At 61.6% G+C, this 18,765-nt stretch carries 16 protein-coding genes; 14 read left to right on the forward strand and 2 right to left on the reverse strand.

Features of this window, described 5'->3' with window-relative positions; translation table 11 throughout:
- Window positions 1–136: 136 nt before the first annotated feature.
- The 5 genes from JKL48_RS13550 (at window position 137) to JKL48_RS13570 (ending at window position 7,878) form a co-directional block, all read left to right on the forward strand.
- Entirely contained in the window at window positions 137–1,156 is a 1,020-nt protein-coding gene (locus JKL48_RS13550) for a N(4)-(beta-N-acetylglucosaminyl)-L-asparaginase (protein WP_201983334.1), read from the forward strand.
- Window positions 1,157–1,276: 120 nt separating this feature from the next.
- A complete protein-coding gene (locus tag JKL48_RS13555; protein ID WP_201983336.1) occupies window positions 1,277–1,981 on the forward strand; it encodes a copper homeostasis protein CutC in 705 nt (234 codons plus the stop codon).
- 112 nt (window positions 1,982–2,093) lie between these two features.
- Entirely contained in the window at window positions 2,094–4,880 is a 2,787-nt protein-coding gene (locus tag JKL48_RS13560) for a D-alanine--D-alanine ligase family protein (protein WP_201983339.1), read from the forward strand.
- A gap of 151 nt (window positions 4,881–5,031) precedes the next feature.
- Window positions 5,032–5,799, forward strand: a complete 768-nt coding sequence (locus JKL48_RS13565; RefSeq protein ID WP_201983342.1) for a PASTA domain-containing protein — start codon at window positions 5,032–5,034, stop codon at window positions 5,797–5,799.
- Between the two features lie 123 nt (window positions 5,800–5,922).
- The gene (locus JKL48_RS13570) at window positions 5,923–7,878 is read left to right on the forward strand and encodes a T9SS type A sorting domain-containing protein (protein WP_201983345.1); all 1,956 of its coding nucleotides are present in this window, start codon (window positions 5,923–5,925) and stop codon (window positions 7,876–7,878) included.
- Between the two features lie 163 nt (window positions 7,879–8,041).
- Here JKL48_RS13570 and JKL48_RS13575 read toward each other — a convergent pair whose 3' ends face one another.
- Complete coding sequence (locus JKL48_RS13575) at window positions 8,042–8,554, reverse strand: fasciclin domain-containing protein (RefSeq protein WP_236668799.1); 513 nt, start codon at window positions 8,552–8,554, stop codon at window positions 8,042–8,044.
- Window positions 8,555–9,152: 598 nt separating this feature from the next.
- Between JKL48_RS13575 and JKL48_RS13580 the strand changes: the two genes are divergently transcribed.
- Window positions 9,153–9,863, forward strand: coding sequence for a GAF domain-containing protein (locus tag JKL48_RS13580; protein ID WP_201983349.1), 711 nt, complete (start codon window positions 9,153–9,155; stop codon window positions 9,861–9,863).
- 206 nt (window positions 9,864–10,069) lie between these two features.
- Here the strand turns inward: JKL48_RS13580 and JKL48_RS13585 are convergent, their stop codons facing one another.
- Window positions 10,070–10,354, reverse strand: coding sequence for a hypothetical protein (locus JKL48_RS13585; protein WP_201983496.1), 285 nt, complete (start codon window positions 10,352–10,354; stop codon window positions 10,070–10,072).
- Here JKL48_RS13585 and JKL48_RS13590 point away from each other — a divergent pair.
- The 8 genes from JKL48_RS13590 to JKL48_RS13625 all read left to right on the forward strand — a co-directional run bounded on the left by JKL48_RS13590 (window position 10,248) and on the right by JKL48_RS13625 (window position 18,763).
- Entirely contained in the window at window positions 10,248–11,012 is a 765-nt protein-coding gene (locus JKL48_RS13590; RefSeq protein ID WP_201983351.1) for a DeoR/GlpR family DNA-binding transcription regulator, read from the forward strand. The two genes, JKL48_RS13585 and JKL48_RS13590, sit on opposite strands and share 107 nt — an antisense overlap.
- Before the next feature lie 16 nt (window positions 11,013–11,028).
- Window positions 11,029–12,438, forward strand: coding sequence for an L-fucose/L-arabinose isomerase family protein (locus JKL48_RS13595; RefSeq protein ID WP_201983352.1), 1,410 nt, complete (start codon window positions 11,029–11,031; stop codon window positions 12,436–12,438).
- Window positions 12,439–12,569: 131 nt separating this feature from the next.
- Complete coding sequence (locus tag JKL48_RS13600; RefSeq protein ID WP_236668793.1) at window positions 12,570–13,415, forward strand: transketolase; 846 nt, start codon at window positions 12,570–12,572, stop codon at window positions 13,413–13,415.
- Between the two features lie 19 nt (window positions 13,416–13,434).
- On the forward strand, window positions 13,435–14,448 hold the full coding sequence (locus tag JKL48_RS13605; protein ID WP_201983356.1) for a transketolase family protein: 1,014 nt from the start codon (window positions 13,435–13,437) through the stop codon (window positions 14,446–14,448).
- A gap of 100 nt (window positions 14,449–14,548) precedes the next feature.
- Window positions 14,549–15,484 (forward strand): D-ribose ABC transporter substrate-binding protein, encoded by a 936-nt coding sequence (locus JKL48_RS13610; protein ID WP_201983358.1) that lies wholly within the window; start codon window positions 14,549–14,551, stop codon window positions 15,482–15,484.
- Between the two features lie 6 nt (window positions 15,485–15,490).
- Window positions 15,491–16,132, forward strand: coding sequence for a DUF2291 domain-containing protein (locus JKL48_RS13615; RefSeq protein WP_201983360.1), 642 nt, complete (start codon window positions 15,491–15,493; stop codon window positions 16,130–16,132).
- Window positions 16,133–16,135: 3 nt separating this feature from the next.
- On the forward strand, window positions 16,136–17,641 hold the full coding sequence (locus tag JKL48_RS13620) for a sugar ABC transporter ATP-binding protein (protein ID WP_201983362.1): 1,506 nt from the start codon (window positions 16,136–16,138) through the stop codon (window positions 17,639–17,641).
- A gap of 138 nt (window positions 17,642–17,779) precedes the next feature.
- Window positions 17,780–18,763: an ABC transporter permease gene (locus JKL48_RS13625; RefSeq protein ID WP_201983364.1), complete on the forward strand. Its 984-nt coding sequence runs from the start codon at window positions 17,780–17,782 to the stop codon at window positions 18,761–18,763.
- Window positions 18,764–18,765 lie beyond the last annotated feature (2 nt).

The following is an 18,765-nucleotide window of genomic DNA, read 5'->3' on the forward strand; positions in this document are numbered from 1 at the left end:
CGCAGCGAAGGACCTTATCACGTCAGAATAGGCGTTGTTCTGACGTGATAAGGTCCTTCGCTGCGCTCAGGATGACAACGATTTTGACTTTCTAAACAGCTTCGATTTGATGACTTCTTGCCTCTATAACTAAATTATGTCCTCTCGTCGCAAATTTTTGCAATCCTCGGCCGCTGGCCTGGCCGGCCTGGCCGCTTCTCCCCTGGCGGCGGTGGCGCTGCCGGCCGCCCCGGTTGCGACCAAACCCATCGTCATCTCGACCTGGGACGCGGGCGTGAACGCCAACAAAGGCGCCTGGAAAATCCTGGGGCCCGGTGGCTACGCCCTCGACGCCGTGGAAGCCGGCGTGATGGTGACCGAGGCCGAGCAAGGCTGCTGCGTGGGCCTTGGCGGCCACCCCGACCGCGACGGCATCGTGACGCTCGATGCCTGCATCATGGACGAGAAATTCAACTGCGGCGGCGTGGCCGCGTTGGAACGAATTAAGCACCCCATCAGCGTGGCGCGGCGCGTGATGGAGCGCACCCCGCACGTCCTCATTGTGGGCGAAGGGGCGCAGCAGTTTGCCGTGGCACAGGGCTTCCCACTCGAACCGCAGAAGCTGAGCGCCGATGCCACGGCAGCCTACAAAGAGTGGCTCAAAACCAGCCAGTACAAGCCGGTGGTCAACATTGAAAACTCGGGCCGGCCGCGCCCTACCGGCCCGGTGGGCGACCGCCAGAACCACGACACCATTGCCATGCTGGCCCTCGATGCGCAGGGCCGGCTCAGCGGCAGCTGCACCACCAGCGGCATGCGCTTTAAGATGCACGGCCGCGTGGGCGACTCGCCCCTCATCGGCTCGGGGCTGTTTGTGGACCCGGCCGTGGGTGCCGCCGCCGCCACCGGCCAGGGCGAGGACGTGGTCCGCATTGCCGGCGCCCACACCGTGGTGGAGCTGATGCGCCAGGGCCGCACCCCGCAACAGGCCTGCAAGGAAGCCATCGAGCGCATTGCCGCCATCAAAGGCGCGAAAGCCAAAGACATCCAAGTAGCATTCATCGCCCTCGACAAAAACGGCCAGACGGGTGCCTACGCTTTGCAAACCGGCTTCAACTTCACTGTGAGCACCACTGATAAACCGCTGTTGCGCGACAGCGAGTTTTTGCTGAGGTAGACAATTATATTCTGTCATCCTGAGCGCAGCGAAGGACCTTATCACGTTCGAACAGGTTCTGTTCAGCTGTGACAAGGTCCTTCGCTGCGCTCAGGATGACAGACAGAAAACCAACAATCCATGACCAGAACCCTGGAAATCTGCGCGGCCTCGCTGCCCTCGGCGCTGGCGGCACAGGCGGGCGGCGCGCACCGCATCGAGCTATGCCAGAACCTGGAGCAAGGCGGCATCACGCCCTCTTACGGGCTGATTCAGGAGACACTTCGACAGCTTCATATTCCAGTGTTCGTGCTGATTCGGCCCCGGCCAGGCGGCTTCGTGTACAGCAATGATGAACTGGAAATCATGCGGGCCGATATCATAATGTGCCGCAAGCTGGGCTGCGCGGGCGTGGTGCTGGGCGTGCTGGATGCGTGGGGCCGCGTGTCCAGGACGCCATGCCGCTGGCTGATTGCAGCCGCTCGTTCAATGGAAGTCACCTTCCACCGCGCATTCGATTCCTGCCCCAACCAAGCCGAAGCGCTGGAAGTTATTATTAAAATGGGCTGCCAGCGCGTGCTCACCTCCGGCGGGCAGCCCACCGCCGTGGCGGGGCAAGACCAGCTGGCGCAATTGGTGGCGCAGGCGGCCGGACGCATTTCCATCATGCCGGGGGCGGGGGTTTCGGCGGCCAATATCCAGCAGTTGGCGCGCCACACCGGTGCCGTGGAGTTTCATACCAGCGCCAAGCAACTGGTGCCGGCCAACCCAGCCGACGGGCTGTTTCAGACTGAACGTTTTGAGACGGATGCGGCTTTGGTGGCGGAACTGGTGGCGCTGCTGTAGCGCGAGCTTTGTAGTTCGCGTGCCGGAACATCAATCGCTGAATTGGCGCGGAAATGCGAACTACAAAGTTCGCGCTACGACGCACTACGGCTTTCTTACCTTTGCTGTACTTATGAAAATCGGTATTTTTTTCGGAGGCACGTCGCGCGAGCGGGAAATTTCCTTTGCCGGCGGCCGCACCGTGTTTGATAATCTGGACAAGGCGCTGTTTCAGCCCGTGCCCATCTTCGTTGATAGCCTGGGGCAGTTCATTCTGCTCGACTGGCAGTTTATTTACAAAGGCACCATTCGGGATTTTTACCCGCCGGTGAGCTCGCAGCCGCCGTCGCTGCACCATTTGCAAGTCTACATTGAAAGCCTGGGCGAGCTAAGCCACGACGAGCGGTTCGAGGCCATTGCCAAAGTGGGCCGCGAGGTGAAAGTGCAGGAGCTGCCGCTGCTGATGGATTTTGCCTTCCTGGCCCTGCACGGGCCGGGCGGCGAGGACGGGTCCATTCAGGGCCTGCTGGAGTGGCTGGGCATCCCCTATTCCGGCTCGGGCATTCTGCCCTCGGCCTTTGGTATTGATAAAATTGCGCAGAAAAACCTGCTCCGCGCCACCAATCAGCCCACGCCCGATTTCCGGGTGGTCAAGGCCGAAGAATGGGACACGGCCGCCGACAAAACCGCCATGCTGCGGGTGCTGGTGAAGCAGCTGGGCCTGCCGCTGGTGCTGAAAGCGCCGCGCCAGGGCAGCAGCCTGGGCATCAGCATCCTGAAGACGGCCGACCCGGCGGCCTTCGAGCAAGCCATGCAGAAAGCGCTGTTCCGCCGCACCGTGACGCGAGCCGAATGGACGGCCCTGACCGACGAAGCCAAAGTAGCCTGGGTGCGGCAGCTGGCCGACATCCGGGATGGCATCGGCTTGCCCGTAGTTGCGCTTGCGCTTAATGAAGGATTAAGAACGAAGAATGAAGAATGGAGGACGCAGGAGAATTCCTCATTCCTCATTCCTCATTCCTCATTAAGCGAAGCGTCCATTTACCATCCCGAAACGCTGCTGGATTTCCTGAATTTAAGCTTCGAGGAGGGTGCCGAGCTGGTGCAGCTGAGCAGCACCACGGGCGAAACGCAGGTGCTGGTGGAAAGCTTCGTGGCGGGCCGTGAGTTCAGCTGCATTGTGGTGGAAAACGAAAACGGCGACCCGCTGGCCTTGCCGCCCACCGAGATTGTGAAGGGCGAGGAGATGTTCGACTACCGCTCGAAGTACCTGCCCGGTCTGGCCCGCAAGGTCACGCCCATCGACCTGCCCGAAGCTGAAATTTCGGCCATCCGCAAGGCCTGCCAGCGCATGTTTCACACCTTCGGCTTCCAGGTGTATGCCCGTTTGGATGGCTTTTACACGCCCAGCGGCCAGATTTTCCTCAACGACCCCAACACGACTTCCGGCATGTTGCCGGCTTCGTTCTTCTTTCACCAGGCGGCCGAAATTGGGCTCAACCCCAGCCAGTTCCTCACCTACCTCATCCGCACCTCGCTGGCCGCCCGCCAGCGCGGCGGCATGAAGCCCACGCAGCTCAAACAGCAGATAGAGCGGCTGGACCAGGCCGTGGCCGCCCGCCAGAGCGAAGCCACCGAACGCATCCGGGTGGCCGTAATAATGGGCGGCTACTCGTCGGAACGGCACATTTCGGTGGAAAGTGGGCGCAACATTTACGAGAAGCTCAGCTCCTCGGCCAAGTACGCGCCGGTGCCGGTGTTCCTCACCGGCTCGGCCCAGGAGCACAAGCTCTACGTGCTGCCCGTGAACGTGATGCTGAAGGACAACGCCGACGACATTCGCGAGAAAATAGAGCACGCCGAGGCCGGCGAAGCCCCGCACCCCATTCTGGAGCGCATCCGGCGCGAGGCCGGCGCCATCACCAGCACCTACGCCGGGCAGGCGCTGGCCCAGCCGCGCCGCATCTCGTTCGAGGAATTGGCCGAAATGGCCGATGAGGTCTTCATTGCCCTGCACGGCCGGCCCGGCGAGGACGGCGCCCTGCAACAGGAGCTGGAACGCTTCAACCTGCCCTACAACGGCTCGGGCGTGGCCAGCAGCAGCGTCACCATCAACAAGTTCGAAACCAACAAGCGTCTGCGCGAGGCCGGCCTGCTGGTAGCGGAGCACCGCATGGCCAACAAGCTGGAATGGCAGGCCGACGCCGAAGGCTTCTACCGCGGCCTCGAAACGCAGTTCCCCTACCCCTTCATCGCCAAGCCCGCCGACGACGGCTGCTCCTCGGCGGTGAAGAAAATCAAGAACCGGGCGGAGCTGGAAGCGTTTTCGCAGTTGATTTTCAGAACGCAGGAAGACCTGATGGCCGGCCCGGCCGAGGTGCTGCACCTGGGCTTCAAGGAGGAATTTCCGCAGAAAGATGCCTTCTTGGTCGAAACCCTCATTGGCCGCGACGGGGCCGCGCACTTTCTGGAAATCACGGGCGGCCTGCTCACGAGCTACGACGAGGACGGGCTGCTCGACATCGAAGTGTTCGAGGCCAGCGAGGCCCTGGCCACCGGCGAGGTGCTGAGCCTGGAGGAAAAATTCCTGGCCGGCGAAGGTCAGAATATCACCCCCGCCCGCTACGATGTGGACGCCGTGGAGCGCCAGCGCATCTCGAACGAGGTGAAGGCTGTGCTGCGCCGCGTGGCCGAAGTGCTCGATATTCAGGGCTACGCCCGGATTGATGCCTTTGTGCGCGTGCGCCAGGAGGGCGAGGTGGAGGTGCTCATCATCGAGGTGAACTCGCTACCCGGCATGACGCCCGCCACCTGCATTTTCCACCAAACGGCGCTGGCCGGCTACACGCCCTACGAGTTTATCGACCGGATTCTGGAGTTCGGCAAAGCGCGGGCGGCCAAGGCGGTACCCGCCAACTAGCACGTCATAAGCACCCGTCATGCAGAGCGCAGCGAAGCATCTTTACCGCAGTAGTAATTCCATTGGCAGGATTTACTTGCGCGGGCAAGATGCTTCGCTGCGCTCTGCATGACGTTCTTTGGATTCCAACTGTCGCAATTACGTTACCCTTATGTCTTTTTTCACCTCCAACACCCCGCTCGACGTCGTTAAGCATCTTGTGCTGATTCTGATTGCCGGGGTGCTGCTCGTGCTGGGCTTTTTCTTTGTGTACCTGCCGGTGAGCACCCACCACGGCGAGACCATTACGGTGCCCAAGGTGACGGGCATGAACGTGGCCGACCTGGAGGCTTACCTCGACGAGCGCAAGCTGGCCTATTTCGTGGACGACTCCAGCTACAGCCCCGACCCCAGCGTGCGGCCCTTCACGGTGCTGGTGCAGGACCCCAAGCCGGGTGAGAAGGTGAAAGAAGGCCGCAAAATTTACCTGCAGGTGAGCATGAAAAACCCGCCGGTTATCAAGATGCCCACCCTCACCGGCGGCTCGTCCAAAACGGCCATGCTCATTCTCAAAAGCTATGATTTGGTGGCCGGCCAGATTCAGCTGGTGCCCGACCTGGCCTCCGGGCAGGTGCTCAAGCAGCTGGTGAACGGCAAGGAGATTGCGCCCGGCGCGCCTATCACCAAAGGCACCAAAGTAGACCTGGTGGTGGGCGACGGCCAGGGCAACCAAACCTTCTCCGTCCCCAACCTCATTAACATGCCCGAGGACGAGGCCCTGACGCTCCTCACCGGCCAGGGCCTGCAAAAAGGCGAAGTGTTTGAGCAGCCCGCCGAAGAAGGCCAGGTGCCCGGCACGGTGGTGCGCCAGCGCCCCGTGGCCGGCCCCGACGCCACCATTCGCATGGGCCAACTGGTAGATATCTGGGTGGCGAAGTAGGGCCGTATATTGCTCGGCTGGTTGCGCATAACCGCCTGCAGCAAAACAGACGAAACCAAGGCCTTGCCCGTTTGCATGCACTATTTCGGCCGCTGCCGTCGTTAGCCTACCAAAGCCCTTTCCATGACTACACTTTTCCGCACCTGCCGTCGCCTGTTGCTGCCCATGCTGCTGCTAGCCGCCGGGGCTGCTGCCGCCCAGGACGTGCTGCCGCGCCCCCTTTCGGCCGACCCCGGCCGGGCCGTGTATGACCCAGCCGAAAATCCGCAGGTGCAGCGGCGCGGCACCACTGCACTGGCCCTGCCCTTTTTCGACGACTTCACCACGCCGCTGGAAGGGGCGCCCAAGGCCCAGAACTGGCAACCCAAAGGCGGTGCCCTGGTCAACAACCGGATGGCCATTCAGCCCCTGACGCGCGGCACGGCCACCCTGGATGGTCTGAAGGCGAACGGACAGAATTACAGCGGGGTGCCCACGGTGCAGTATGGCGTCATCGACTCGCTGTGGTCGCAGCCCATCAACCTAGCGGGCCTCTCGCCGAGCGACAACGTGTACTTAAGCTTTGCCTGGCAGGCGGGCAGCATTGCCAGCGTGCCCAGTTCCAGCTTCGGCATCACAACCGTGCGGCTGGCCCTTATGGTGAAAACCAATACCGGCATTTGGGAGCAAGCCTGGGTGTACAACAGCCAGGGCCGGCGCACGCCCTTTCGTCAGCAGGTCATCGACCTGAACCAGGCCAAATACCTCCACGGCGACTTTCAGTTCATGCTGGTGGCCAGCGGCAACCGCTCCGACAACAACGACAACTGGGGGGTAGACTACGTGTACCTCAACCGGGGCCGGTCGATGACCGATACCACGTACACGGATTATGCCACGGCCGCCGGCCTGCGCGGCGGCAACCCGTCGGGGGGCCTGCGCAGCCCTTTGCGCCGGTTCACGGCCATGCCCATCTGGCAATTCAACGCCTCGCCCGTGAGTGAGCTGAATCCGCGCTTGGGGGTGAATATTTCCAACCTGCGTTCGGGGAATTTGCCAACGCTCATCAACTTTCAAGGCACTGTGCGCGAAGTACCGGCCGGGCCCCAATTGGGTATGTGGTTTCAGCGACTGGTGGGCGTGCCAACCGCTCCCCGGCTGGACAGCGTGACGGGCCACGCCAATAGCCTGGCCATTGCCACTTCCACTACTCCCCGAACGCTGCGCTACACCCTGGCCCTCAACACCAACGAAACCAATCCGCTCACGCTGTCGAACGACACCATTTTCCGCGATGTGGAGCTGAACAACTATTATGCTTACGACGACGGCACCGTGGAAGGCTTTTTAAACATTTTGCCCTACACTTCGGGCCAGCAGGCGGGTTATGCCTACCGCTTCGACCTGAACCAGGCCGACCACGTGGGGGGCCTGCGCCTGTACCCGGTGTATCCGGGCACGGACGGGACCGGTTCCGGCACGGGGGCTTTTGACTATGCCGCCCGCACGGTCACCATCAGTGTGTGGGACGATGCCAACGGCCAGCCGGCAGCTACCCCCCGGGCTTCCAAAGTAGCCACCATTCCGGCTGCCACGGCATCTACCACGCGCGGCCAGAGCTACCAAATTAATTTCGACCAGCCCGTGCCCGTCTCCGGCACTTTCTACGTTGGTTTTTCGCAGCCCCCCACCAACCGTATTCTTCCTTACGGCTTCGACTTTAATAGCACCTACCCCACCGGCTACCTGATGAGCCGCAGCAACACCGGCACTTGGAGTGCCGTCAACTACACTACCGGCGCGCTGATGATGCGCCCCGTGATGACCAATATGGTGACCACGGCCACCACGCCCGCCGCCCGCGAAGCCGCGGCCTACCGCATTTATCCCAACCCTACCCGCGGCAGCGTGACGGTAGAAGGGCCGGCATTTGCCCGCGCTGCTGTGGTCGATGCCGTGGGCCGCACCGTGTGGGAGCAGCCGGCCGCGCAGGCTGGTCAGGCCGCGTTGCTGTTGCCGGTTTTGCCCGCCGGCCTCTACACCGTGCGCCTCACCCTTCCCGACGGACGCACCGCCAGCCGGCGGCTAGCCATTGAGTAGCGCGCTTTGTGGCCTGCTGAGCGCCCAGGAAATAGCACTTGCACTCACCCCAAAGCACGGTCCTGCTGAGCTTTTGCATAATCCCTCTTCTCAATCTGTCATCGACAAAAAGGCCCGTCAGATAATCTGACGGGCCTTTCTGTGCTCAAAGCAGTAAAACCTGCTACTTGGTTGGCATGAGCACGGCATCGACCACGTGGGTCACGCCGTTGCTGGAAATTACGTCGGGAATGGTGACGCGGGCCAGGCCGCCTTTAGCGTCTTTTAGCATCAGGCCGTTGCCGTTTTTCATCACGGTCAACGGTTCGCCTTCGACGGTGGTTAGCACCTGGCCGGGCTTGAGTTCAGCGGCAGTGAAGCGGCCGGACACCACGTGATAGGTAAGAATAGTGGTCAGTTTAGCCTTCATTTCCGGCGTCACCAGCGAGTTGGCTGTGCCGGCGGGCAGTTTATCAAACGCCGCGTTGGTAGGCGCAAAGACAGTGAAAGGGCCGGCGCTCTTCAAGGTCTCGGCCAGGCCGGCGGCTTTCACGGCGGCCACCAGCGCGGTGTGGTCGGCACTGCCCATGGCGTTGTCTATAAGGTCTTTATCGGGGGCCATCAGGGCGCCGCCCACCAGCACGCCGCCTCTGCTCGTGCTCACGTCGCCTTTGCGGAGCGTGGTCTTGGCCTTCAGTTTGTCGCCCTCGTCAGACTTGCCTTTTACTTTCGTTTTGCCATCGTCCGCCATTTTGGTTTTGGTGGTCATGCCATCGGCGGTGGCTTTGGTTTTTTCGGCGTCGCTCTTGGTTTTGGTGCCGGTCTGGGCAATGGCTGGGGCTACCAGGGCGACGGACAGAGCGCAGGTAAGGACAACTTTCGTATTCATCGGGATGGAACGCTGGGGAAGAAAGACCTAATGGTAATGGCTCCGCTATACGGCCAGGCCCCGGCCAGCGGTTTTGGCCGCGTCCCACGCGCTTGGGCCACTCCCCGCTTCTTGCAGAATTCGTCAACAGCTAAGCTAGTGCGGTGTCGGGGTTGGTGTAGAGTAGCGCGAACGTTGTCGTTCGCGTCCCCGCGCCGCGAGCTCGTTCTGGCACGCGAACTGCAAAGTTCGCGCTACTGACCGCACGTACACTGACTTCGAAACGGCTGCAATAGTATAGACAAGAAATCAGGAAGGTGCTGAACGGCTTGCGCCTCCAACGGATTCTTCGCTTGGTCATTGCCACATGTCGAGAAGCCAACAATTGCTTTCGCCAAGTATGTTTGTGGCCTTGCCTTTCCTTGCCATGTCTGCTACCCCTTCCCTGGTGCCCGATGACGACGCCCAACGGCTTTACAGCCTGCGGGCCTACGACTTACTGCCTGCGCTCACCGAACCTGTATTTGATGAGTTTGTGGCCCTGACGGCCCGCATCTTCAGCCTGCCCATCTCGTTGATTTCGGTTGTCGAGGAAGCCGACGTGTACTACCCCGCCAACCACGGCATGCCGGGCAATAACCAGCAGCCCCGCGCCGATGCGCTGTGCTCCACCGCCATTTCGCAGGCCCACGCCGTCGTCTACCACGACCTGGCCCTCGAAGACGAGTCGCATATTCCCCCGGAAGCACTGCGCGAGGCCGAATCCAACGGGCTGCGCTTCTACGCCGGGGCCTTGCTGCGCCTGCCCAACCAGCAGCCCCTGGGCACCTTGTGCATCATCGACCGCCAGCCCCGCGACTTCACCCCCGATGAGCAGCACATCCTGGAACTGCTGGCGGCCCTGGTCAGTCAAACCGTCGTGGTTCGGCACCTCTGCCGAACCAACCCCGATACCGGCGAGCACCAATGGGCACGCCTGAGCGCGGAGCTTCAGGAAGAAGTGCAGGCCCTGAATGCTCTGGTCCGCTACCTCTTTGCGCGCCGCGGCACCCAGGTCCCGGTCCCGGCAGAATTTCTCAGCCAGGTCGAAAGCCGTATTCACGACCTGCAGGACCTGCTCAATCGGTACCATCCCTAGACTTCTATAAGGACCTAAAGCACCTACGCCCCGGCCAGCAAAAAGCCTGTTCTCAACGAAAAACAGGCTTTTTGCTGGCCACTGCATGCCTGTAATCGTTGCGAAGACCAGGGTTCCGGCCAGCGTCGTTGGTCTTCAAAGGGTGGTGCAAAAACAGGCACGTGGCTGCGCGGAAATACTGGGGGTGGTGGGCAGCAACCCCACGCCTACAAGGCTGGCCCAATACCCTTGTGGTAAAGAACCGACTGCTTAAACAACTTCAATAATTTGTTTCGATTATTTGCTTTTATTTTTGTTTTGTTATGATATTTTGTAATATTGCTACCGGCAGCGGCAATAAGGACTTTTTCCTGAGAGCTGAAAGCGCTTTTATCCTGGTTATCCATGCTGGCGACGCAACGCAGAGAAAAAATCTTAGAGCTGCTAAAAGAAGACGGGTCGGCGAAGGTCATCGCGCTGGCCAGGCTTTTTAAGGTCACGGAAGTCACCATTCGGCAGGATTTGGACAAGTTGGAAAAGGAAGGCCTGGTGGTGAAAGAGCACGGGGGCGCCTACCTGAAAAACGTGGAAGACCAGGTGCGCACCTTCTCCCTGGCCAACCAGGAAAACCTGGATAAGAAAGAACTGATTGCTGCTAAATGCCTGGAATACATCCAGGAAGGCGACAGCATCATTCTGGATTCCGGCTCGACGACCACCGAAATTGCCAAGCGCCTGACCGGCTACCGCCACCTCACCGTCATCACCAACGCCCTGAACATTGCCCTGATTCTGGGGGCGCAGCCGGGCATCGAGGTGATTATGACGGGCGGAGAATTTAAGCCCCCCACGCTGTCGCTGACCGGACAAAAGGCCGCCGACTTTTTCCGAGGCCTGAACGTGCAAAAGCTGTTTCTAGCCACGGCCGGCCTGTCGTTAAAGTCGGGGCTTACCTACCCGAGTATCAGCGACATCGTGGTAAAAAAGGCCATGATTGACGCGGCTGACACCTCCTACCTGGTGGCCGACTCGACGAAGATTGGCAAAAGTGCATTTGCCAGCCTGGGGGCCCTGTCGCTGATTGACTACATCATCACCGATTCGGGCATAGAAGAGAAACACAAGGCCCTGTTCAGGGAGCACGAAATAGAGTTGATAGTTGCCAACTGAAAATAAAACAAACTAAATGAAAGGTAATGTTACCCTGGGGGTCATCATTGGCAACCGCGACTTTTTTCCCGATAAGCTGGTGGGCGAGTGCCGGCAGGACTTGCTGGCCGCTTTTGCGCAGGCCGGCATCACGCCCATCATGCTGGATGAGAGCGCCACCAAGCTGGGCGGCGTCGAAACTTTTCAGGAAGCGCAGAAGTGCGCCGCGCTGTTTCGGCAGCACGCCAACGACATCATGGGCGTGCTGGTGGTGCTGCCCAATTTCGGCGACGAAAAGGGCGTAGCCGAAACCCTGAAACTCTCGCGCCTCGATGTGCCGGTGCTGGTGCAGGCCTACCCCGACGACCTCGCCCGCCTCGACGTGGCCCACCGCCGTGATGCCTGGTGCGGCAAGATTTCGGTGTGCAACAACTTGTACCAGTACAACATCAAGTACTCGCTGACCACCAAGCACGTGGTACACCCCTCGGACCCCAGCTTTATTGAGGACCTGAAAAACTTCGCCGGCGTGTGCCGCGTCACGAAAGGCGTGCGCAACGTGCGCATCGGCGCCGTGGGTGCCCGGCCGGGCGCGTTCCAGACGGTGCGCTACAGCGAGAAGATTCTGCAGCGCAGCGGCATTTCGGTGGTGACCATTGATTTGTCGCACATCCTGGGCTTTGCCGACAAGCTGACCAAGGACGACCAGAAGGTGAAGGAGCGGCTGGAAGCCATTCAGGCCTACACGCCCACCGGCCGCACGCCCGGCGACAAACTCATCCAGATTGCCAAGCTCGACGTGGTGCTGCGCGACTTCGTGGAAGAGCACGCCCTCGACGCCACGGCCATTCAGTGCTGGACCTCGCTGCAGCAGAACTACGGCTGCAACGTGTGCACCAGCATGAGCATGATGAGCGAAAACATGCTGCCCAGCGCCTGCGAAGTGGACGTGACCGGCACCCTGAGCATGTACGCCATGCAGCTGGCCTCGGGCTCGCCGAGCGCGCTGGTGGACTGGAACAACAACTACGCCTCCGACCCCGATAAGTGCGTGCTGTTCCACTGCGGCAACTGGGCGAAGTCGTTTTTGCCGGACATTCAGATGAGCACGGCCCCGATTCTGGGCACCACCGTGGGCGAGGAAAACACCTACGGCGCCCTCGACGGCCGCACGCCGGCCTCGCCGCTCACCTTTGGCCGCATCAGCACCGACGACCCCAAGGGCATCATCAAAGCCTATGTGGGCGAGGGCGAGCTGACCGACGACGCCCTGAACACCTTCGGCAACCGCGCGGTGGCCAAAATCGACAACCTGCAAGGCCTGATGCAGCACGTGTGCCGCCACGGCTTTGAGCACCACGTGGTGATGAATGCCTCCAAAACGGCGGGCATTCTGGAGGAAGCCTTCGGCAACTACATGGGCTGGGACGTGCACCGGCACAAGTAAGCAGAACGTCATGCCGAGCGCAGCCGAGGCATCTCGCTCGCTTCGTTGTAATGGCATTGATTACTGCCACACGCGAGATGCCTCGGCTGCGCTCGGCATGACGACCTTTTCTAACTGATATCGTTCTGTGTATGATTTCCGAAGCAACGATTTCCACCGCCGAGCTGGCCCGCAAGTCGGTGCAGTACCGGCGCAACATTCTCAAGTACATTGTGGGGGCCAAGGCCGGGCACACGGGCGGCAGCCTTTCGTGCGTCGACATTCTCAACGTGCTGTATAACTATACGATGAATGTGTCGCCGGATAACTTCACTTCGCCCGACCGCGACCGGTACATTCAGAGCAAAGGGCACACGGTGGAGGCGCTGTTTGTGGTGCTGGCCGACCAGGGTTTCTTTCCGGAGTCGGACCTGGAAACGCTGTGCCGGTACCAGTCGCACTACATCGGCCACCCCACCCGCAAGGTGCACGGCGTGGAGCAAAACACCGGCTCGCTGGGCCACGGGCTGCCGCTGAGCGTGGGCACGGCCCTGGCCGCCAAGCTCGATGGGCGCAGCTACCGCACCTTCACCCTGCTCGGCGACGGCGAATTGCCCGAGGGCTCAAACTGGGAAGGCGCGCTGCTGGCGTCGCATTACAAGCTCGATAACCTCTGCGCCATCATCGACAAGAACGGCTTGCAGATTTCGGGCCCCACCGCCACAGTGTGCAACACCGACCCGATGGACCAGAAATTCGAGGCCTTTGGCTGGGCCGTGCGCCACGTGGACGGCAACGACGTGGCCGCTCTGCAAGCGGCCTTTGATGCGCTGCCGTTGGCGGCCGGCAAGCCGAGCCTCATCATTGCGCACACGGTGAAAGGCAAGGGCGTCAGCTTTATGGAAAACCAGCTGAAGTGGCACCACGGCGTGCCCTCGGCCGAGCAGTACGAAGCGGCCGTGCAGGAGTTGGACGCGGCCGAAGCGGCGCTGGCATAAGCAATTAGCACCTATTGATATGGGAGAACTAACCCCAACCGTTGCCGCGCCCGGCGTGGCCCAAGCCAACCTCGACGTCTTCTCGGGTACGCTGCAAGAACTTGCCGCTACCGACCGCGACCTGCTGGTGGTGACCAGCGACTCGCGCGGCTCGGGCAAGCTCGTGCCGTTTGCCGAGCGTTTCCCCCGGCAGCTGGTCGAAATCGGGATTGCCGAGCAAAACCTGGTGGGCGTGGCCGCCGGGCTGGCCTCCACGGGCAAGCGCGTGTTTGCGGTGTCGCCCGCCTGTTTCCTCACGGCCCGCTCCTTCGAGCAGATTAAAACCGACGTGGCTTACTCCGACAACCCGGTGAAACTCATCGGCATCAGCGCGGGCGTGAGCTACGGGGCGCTGGGCTCGACGCACCACAGCCTGCACGATTTTGCCGCTCTGCGCGCCGTGAACAACATTACGGTGGTGGCCCCGGCCGACAATTTCGAAACCGAACAAGCCATTCGAGCCGCCGCGGCGCTGGATAAGCCGGTGTACCTGCGCTTCGGCAAGAAGCCCATGCCGCTGCTCACCAAGGAGGATGTGCCGTTCGCCTTCGGCAAAGGCCGCGTGGTGCGCCAGGGCGCCGACCTCATCCTCATTGGCACCGGCGAAACGACCTACCCGGCCCTGCAAGCCGCCCAAAAGCTAGCTGCTGAACACGGCATCGAAGCCACGGTGGTGAGCATGCACACCATCAAGCCGCTCGACTACGACCTGCTAGCCGAGCTGGCCGCCACGGGTGCGCCCATCGTCACGGCCGAAGAGCACAGCATCTTCGGCGGCCTGGGCGAGGCCTGCGCGTCGTTTCTGCTACAAAACGGCTTCCGCAACCGCTTCAAAATCATGGGTATTCCTGACGAATACACCGTGACGGGCTCGCAGCTTGAAATCATGAACCACTACGGACTGTCGGAGGCGGGCATTGCTGAGGCGGCACTGAAGCTATTGAAGCTAAGCGTCATGCCGAGCGCAGCCGAGGCATCTCGCGTGCAGCAGTAATCAATGACGGCTGCAACGATTCGAGTGAGATGCCTCGGCTACGCTCGGCATGACGTTCTTTTCTTGCTCCTCCTGGCTGCTTTTTCCCAAAATCCCACCCATGTCCAACCCACGCAAATTGCTGTTGCTCTGGCTGCTCCCGCTGCTCCTTGCGGCAGGCTGCGGCCAGAAGAAGGCCGCTGGTCCGAAGAAGGTCGCCGTCATCGTTTCGACGCTGAACAACCCGTGGTTTGTGGTGCTGGCCGAAACAGCGGCGGCGCGGGCGCGGGCCCTGGGCTTTGAGGCCAAAATATTTGACTCGCAGAACAATACCTCGCTGGAGGCCGACCATTTCGAAAACGCCATCGTGTCGGGCTTCGACGCCATTCTGCTGAACCCTACTGATTCGGACGGCTCCATCGTGAACGTGCAGAAGGCCAAGGACGCCGGCATTCCGGTGTTTTGCATGGACCGGGAGGTGAATTCCTCCAAAGCCGCTACTTCGCAGATTTTGTCGGACAATTACTCCGGCTGCGTGGCGCTGGGCAAGGAGTTCGTGCAGGACCTGCACCAGCGCGGCAACTACGTGGAAATCCTCGGCATCGTGGGCGACAACAACACCTGGAACCGCTCCAAAGGCTTCCACAGCGTGGTGGACCGCTACCCCGGCCTGAAGATGGTGGCCCAGCAAAGCGCCGATTTCGACCGCAACAAGGCCATGGAAGTGCTGGAATCGGTGCTGCAGGCCCACCCCGACATCAACGCCGTGTTTTGCGGCAACGACGCCATGGCCATGGGCGCCTACCAGGCCCTGGTAGCGGCCGGCAAAGCCAAAGAGGTGGGCGTGTACGGCTTCGATGGCGCCGACGACGTGCTGGGCGCCATTGGCGAGGGCAAAATCAAAGCCACCGGCCTCCAATCGCCCCAAACGATGGCGAAAACGGCGGCCGACTACGCCGCTGAGTACTTCAAGGGCAAGCGCGACTTTGCCCAGCGCGTGCCGGTGGCCGTGGAGCTGGTAGATGCCGCTAATATTCGGGATTATCGCAACAAGTAACGCGCCATGAAGAAAACGCTGCAATACGTGGTACTGGCGGCCGTGTTGGTGCTGGTGGCCTTCAAATCGGTGTATTTCGAGAAGCTGAGCACGCACAAAGCGGCGACCGGTCCCGACGCGGCCGGCAAGTTCGACGCGGCCAGCTACGCCCAGCGCTTCTGGACCGAGAAGCTGCTGCCGGCCACGGCGCAGGCCCCTGATTTGTCGGCTTTGCTGACGGAGCTAAAGGCTAACCCGCAGGCGGCTTTCGCTCAGTCGCACGCCTTGGGCATCGGCAACATTCGCTATTTTCTGGTGCGGGGTGCGGGCACCGTGGCAAAGGTGGACAAGAACGACGTGACCGTGCGCCTGGCCGATGGCAACGACGTGCAGCTGGCCACCGAATACGTGTTCGGCAACGCGGCCCGCGATGCCTCTGGCTTGATACGCAACCAGGATTTCGACAACACGGCCGACCTCAACGCGCTGGCCGAACAGCTTAACGGGCTGATTCGGGCGCGGGTGGTGCCGGGCCTGCGGGCCGACGCCAGGCCGGGTAGCGCGGTGCAGTTTGCAGGCGCGCTGGAGCTGAACCAAGCCCACCTGCACCTCGACAAGCTGGAGGTGATGCCGCTGGCGGTGACTTTTTCGCCCACTGTAAAGCCGTAGCGTATGCTGGTCGCAGAAAATATTACGAAGCGGTTTGCGGGCGTCACGGCGCTGGATAAGGTATGCCTGGAGTTTCCGGCCGGCCAGGTCACGGCCGTGATTGGCGAGAATGGAGCCGGCAAATCCACGCTGATGAAGATTTTGTCGGGCGTGTACGCCGATTATGAGGGGCAGATTTATTTCCGTGGGCAGCCGGTGCGGTTTGCGTCCATTCGCGACGCGCAGGCCTGCGGCATCGCCATCATTCACCAGGAACTCAACCTGGTGCCCTACCTCAGCATTGCCGAAAACCTGTTTCTGGGCCGCGAGCTGACCACCGACTGGGGCCTGCTCGACCAGAAGCAGATGCGCCGCAAAACCCAGGAGCTGCTCACCCGCCTCAAGCTCGACGTGCCCCCCGACACGCTGGTGGGCGAGCTGAAAGTGGGCCAGCAGCAGGTGGTGGAAATTGCCAAGGCCCTGCTCGAAGAATCGGAGGTCATCATCATGGACGAGCCCACGTCGGCCATCAGCGAAAGCGAGGTGGCGGTGCTGTTCGGCCTCATTCGGGACCTGCGGCGCGAGGGCAAGGCCGTGGTTTACATCTCCCACAAGCTCGACGAGCTGTTCACCATCGCCGACCGCTACGTGGTGCTGCGCGACGGCCATTCCATCGAATCGGGCCCGATGGCGGGGATGACGCCCGACGACATCATCCGCAAGATGGTGGGGCGCGACATCACCATCATCCGCCAGCAGGCCGGCAAAACCTGCGGCGAGCCCGTGGTAACCGTGCGCGACCTGTGTTTGCGCCACCCCACCCGGCCGAACGAAAATCAGCTCAAAAACCTGTCGTTCAGCGTGGGTCGGGGGGAAATCGTGGGTTTGTTCGGGCTAATGGGCGCGGGGCGGACCGAGCTGCTCGAAACCCTGTTTGGCCTGCACCACGGGCGCGCCAGCGGCCGCGTGTGGGTGGAAGGCAAGGAAACGTTTTTTACCGCGCCCATTGGGGCCATCAAAGCCGGCCTGGGCCTCGTGCCCGAGGACCGCAAGCGCGACGGCCTGGTGCTGGGCCTCGACGTGCAAACCAACATCAGCCTGGCCGACCTCGGCAACGTGGAAAAAACCGGCCTGCTCAACCGCGTGAAAGAAGCCCTGCTGGCCCGCAAATACATCACCGACCTGCGCATCAAAACGCCCTCCGAAAAGCAGGAAGCCCGCAACCTGAGCGGCGGCAACCAGCAGAAAATCGTGCTGGGCAAGTGGCTGGCCACCAACCCGCGCCTGCTGATGCTGGACGAGCCCACGCGCGGCATCGACATCAACGCCAAAAACGAGATTTATAAGCTGATGCTGCAGCTGGCCGATGCCGGCATGGGCATCCTGGTCGCCTCTTCCGAGCTGCCTGAAATCCTGGCCGTGTCCGACCGCGTGCTGGTGCTGAGCGAAGGCCGGCTCACGGCCGAGTTCAGCGCCGCGGAGGCGACGGAGAATGCGATTTTGAAGGCCGCCATTCCGAGCACGATTTGATGCATTAGAACGAAAACAGTCCGTCATGCAGAGCGCAGCGAAGCATCTTTACCTCAATACCAATTAATTACTGCTGCGGTAAAGATGCTTCGCTGCGCTCTGCATGACGTTGCCACTTCCCACTTCCTTCCCACCCCCATGCAACTCGCCTTACCTGCCAATTCCCGGCCCCTGCTGCTCAAGTTTCAGTCGCTGATTGCGCTGTTTGTGCTTTGCCTGGGCATCAGCTTGCTGAGTGATAAGTTCCTGACCGGGGCCAACTTCTGGAACGTGCTGCGGCAGATTTCGGTGAACGTGTGCATCTCAACGGGCATGACGCTGGTGGTGCTCACGGCGGGCATCGACTTATCGGTGGGCTCGGTGCTGGCGTTGGCGGGCGCCATAGCGGCGGGGCTGCTGCGCAACGGCATTGCCCTCACCGGGCCCGACTTGTTCATCGGCTTCACGGTGCTGGGCGCGGTGGTGGCGGGGCTGGGCACGGGCACGGCTTTGGGCTGGTTCAACGGCTGGGTGATTACGCGCTTCCGGCTGCCGCCCTTCGTGGCCACGCTGGCCATGCTTACCATTGCCCGCGGCCTCACCATGCTCTGGACCGGCGGCTTTCCGATTACCGGGCTGGGCGACTCGTTCGACTACCTGGGCACGGGCTGGCTGCTGGGCATTCCGGTGCCGGTGTGGGTGTCGGGGCTGATTGTGGCCCTGGCCGTGCTGGTTACCAACAAAACCCGGCTGGGCCGCTACATCTACGCCATTGGCGGCAGCGAAAGCGCGGCCCGGCTCTCGGGCGTGAACATCAACCGCGTAAAAACCACCGTGTACGCCCTGGCCGGGGCGCTGGCCGCGGTAGGCGGCCTGCTCGTCACGGCCCGCCTCGATTCGGCCCAGCCCAACGCCGGCAGCAGCTACGAGCTCGACTCGATTGCGGCGGTGGTGATTGGGGGCACCTCGCTGGCGGGCGGGCGTGGCAGTATTTTGGGCACGGTGCAGGGCGCCGTCATCATCGGCGTGCTGAACAACGGGCTGGTGCTGCTCAACGTGTCGCCCTTCTGGCAGCAGGTGGTGAAAGGCTTTGTGATTCTGCTGGCCGTGATTATTGACAAATCCAACGCTAAAAACGACTAGCC

This window comes from Hymenobacter rubidus (assembly GCF_016734815.1).
Classification (GTDB): Bacteria; Bacteroidota; Bacteroidia; order Cytophagales; family Hymenobacteraceae; genus Hymenobacter; species Hymenobacter rubidus.

What these genes read in the sequence shown, in the direction of transcription:
- JKL48_RS13615 (WP_201983360.1), top strand. Translation starts at nt 15,491, where the DNA reads ATGAAGAAAACGCTGCAATACGTGGTACTGGCGGCCGTGTTGGTGCTG.
- JKL48_RS13560 (WP_201983339.1), top strand. Translation starts at nt 2,094, where the DNA reads ATGAAAATCGGTATTTTTTTCGGAGGCACGTCGCGCGAGCGGGAAATT.
- JKL48_RS13555 (WP_201983336.1), top strand. Translation starts at nt 1,277, where the DNA reads ATGACCAGAACCCTGGAAATCTGCGCGGCCTCGCTGCCCTCGGCGCTG.
- JKL48_RS13595 (WP_201983352.1), top strand. Translation starts at nt 11,029, where the DNA reads ATGAAAGGTAATGTTACCCTGGGGGTCATCATTGGCAACCGCGACTTT.
- JKL48_RS13570 (WP_201983345.1), top strand. Translation starts at nt 5,923, where the DNA reads ATGACTACACTTTTCCGCACCTGCCGTCGCCTGTTGCTGCCCATGCTG.
- JKL48_RS13550 (WP_201983334.1), top strand. Translation starts at nt 137, where the DNA reads ATGTCCTCTCGTCGCAAATTTTTGCAATCCTCGGCCGCTGGCCTGGCC.
- JKL48_RS13585 (WP_201983496.1), bottom strand. Translation starts at nt 10,354, where the DNA reads ATGGTGACTTCCGTGACCTTAAAAAGCCTGGCCAGCGCGATGACCTTC.
- JKL48_RS13620 (WP_201983362.1), top strand. Translation starts at nt 16,136, where the DNA reads ATGCTGGTCGCAGAAAATATTACGAAGCGGTTTGCGGGCGTCACGGCG.
- JKL48_RS13610 (WP_201983358.1), top strand. Translation starts at nt 14,549, where the DNA reads ATGTCCAACCCACGCAAATTGCTGTTGCTCTGGCTGCTCCCGCTGCTC.
- JKL48_RS13565 (WP_201983342.1), top strand. Translation starts at nt 5,032, where the DNA reads ATGTCTTTTTTCACCTCCAACACCCCGCTCGACGTCGTTAAGCATCTT.
- JKL48_RS13625 (WP_201983364.1), top strand. Translation starts at nt 17,780, where the DNA reads ATGCAACTCGCCTTACCTGCCAATTCCCGGCCCCTGCTGCTCAAGTTT.
- JKL48_RS13600 (WP_236668793.1), top strand. Translation starts at nt 12,570, where the DNA reads ATGATTTCCGAAGCAACGATTTCCACCGCCGAGCTGGCCCGCAAGTCG.
- JKL48_RS13580 (WP_201983349.1), top strand. Translation starts at nt 9,153, where the DNA reads ATGTCTGCTACCCCTTCCCTGGTGCCCGATGACGACGCCCAACGGCTT.
- JKL48_RS13605 (WP_201983356.1), top strand. Translation starts at nt 13,435, where the DNA reads ATGGGAGAACTAACCCCAACCGTTGCCGCGCCCGGCGTGGCCCAAGCC.
- JKL48_RS13590 (WP_201983351.1), top strand. Translation starts at nt 10,248, where the DNA reads ATGCTGGCGACGCAACGCAGAGAAAAAATCTTAGAGCTGCTAAAAGAA.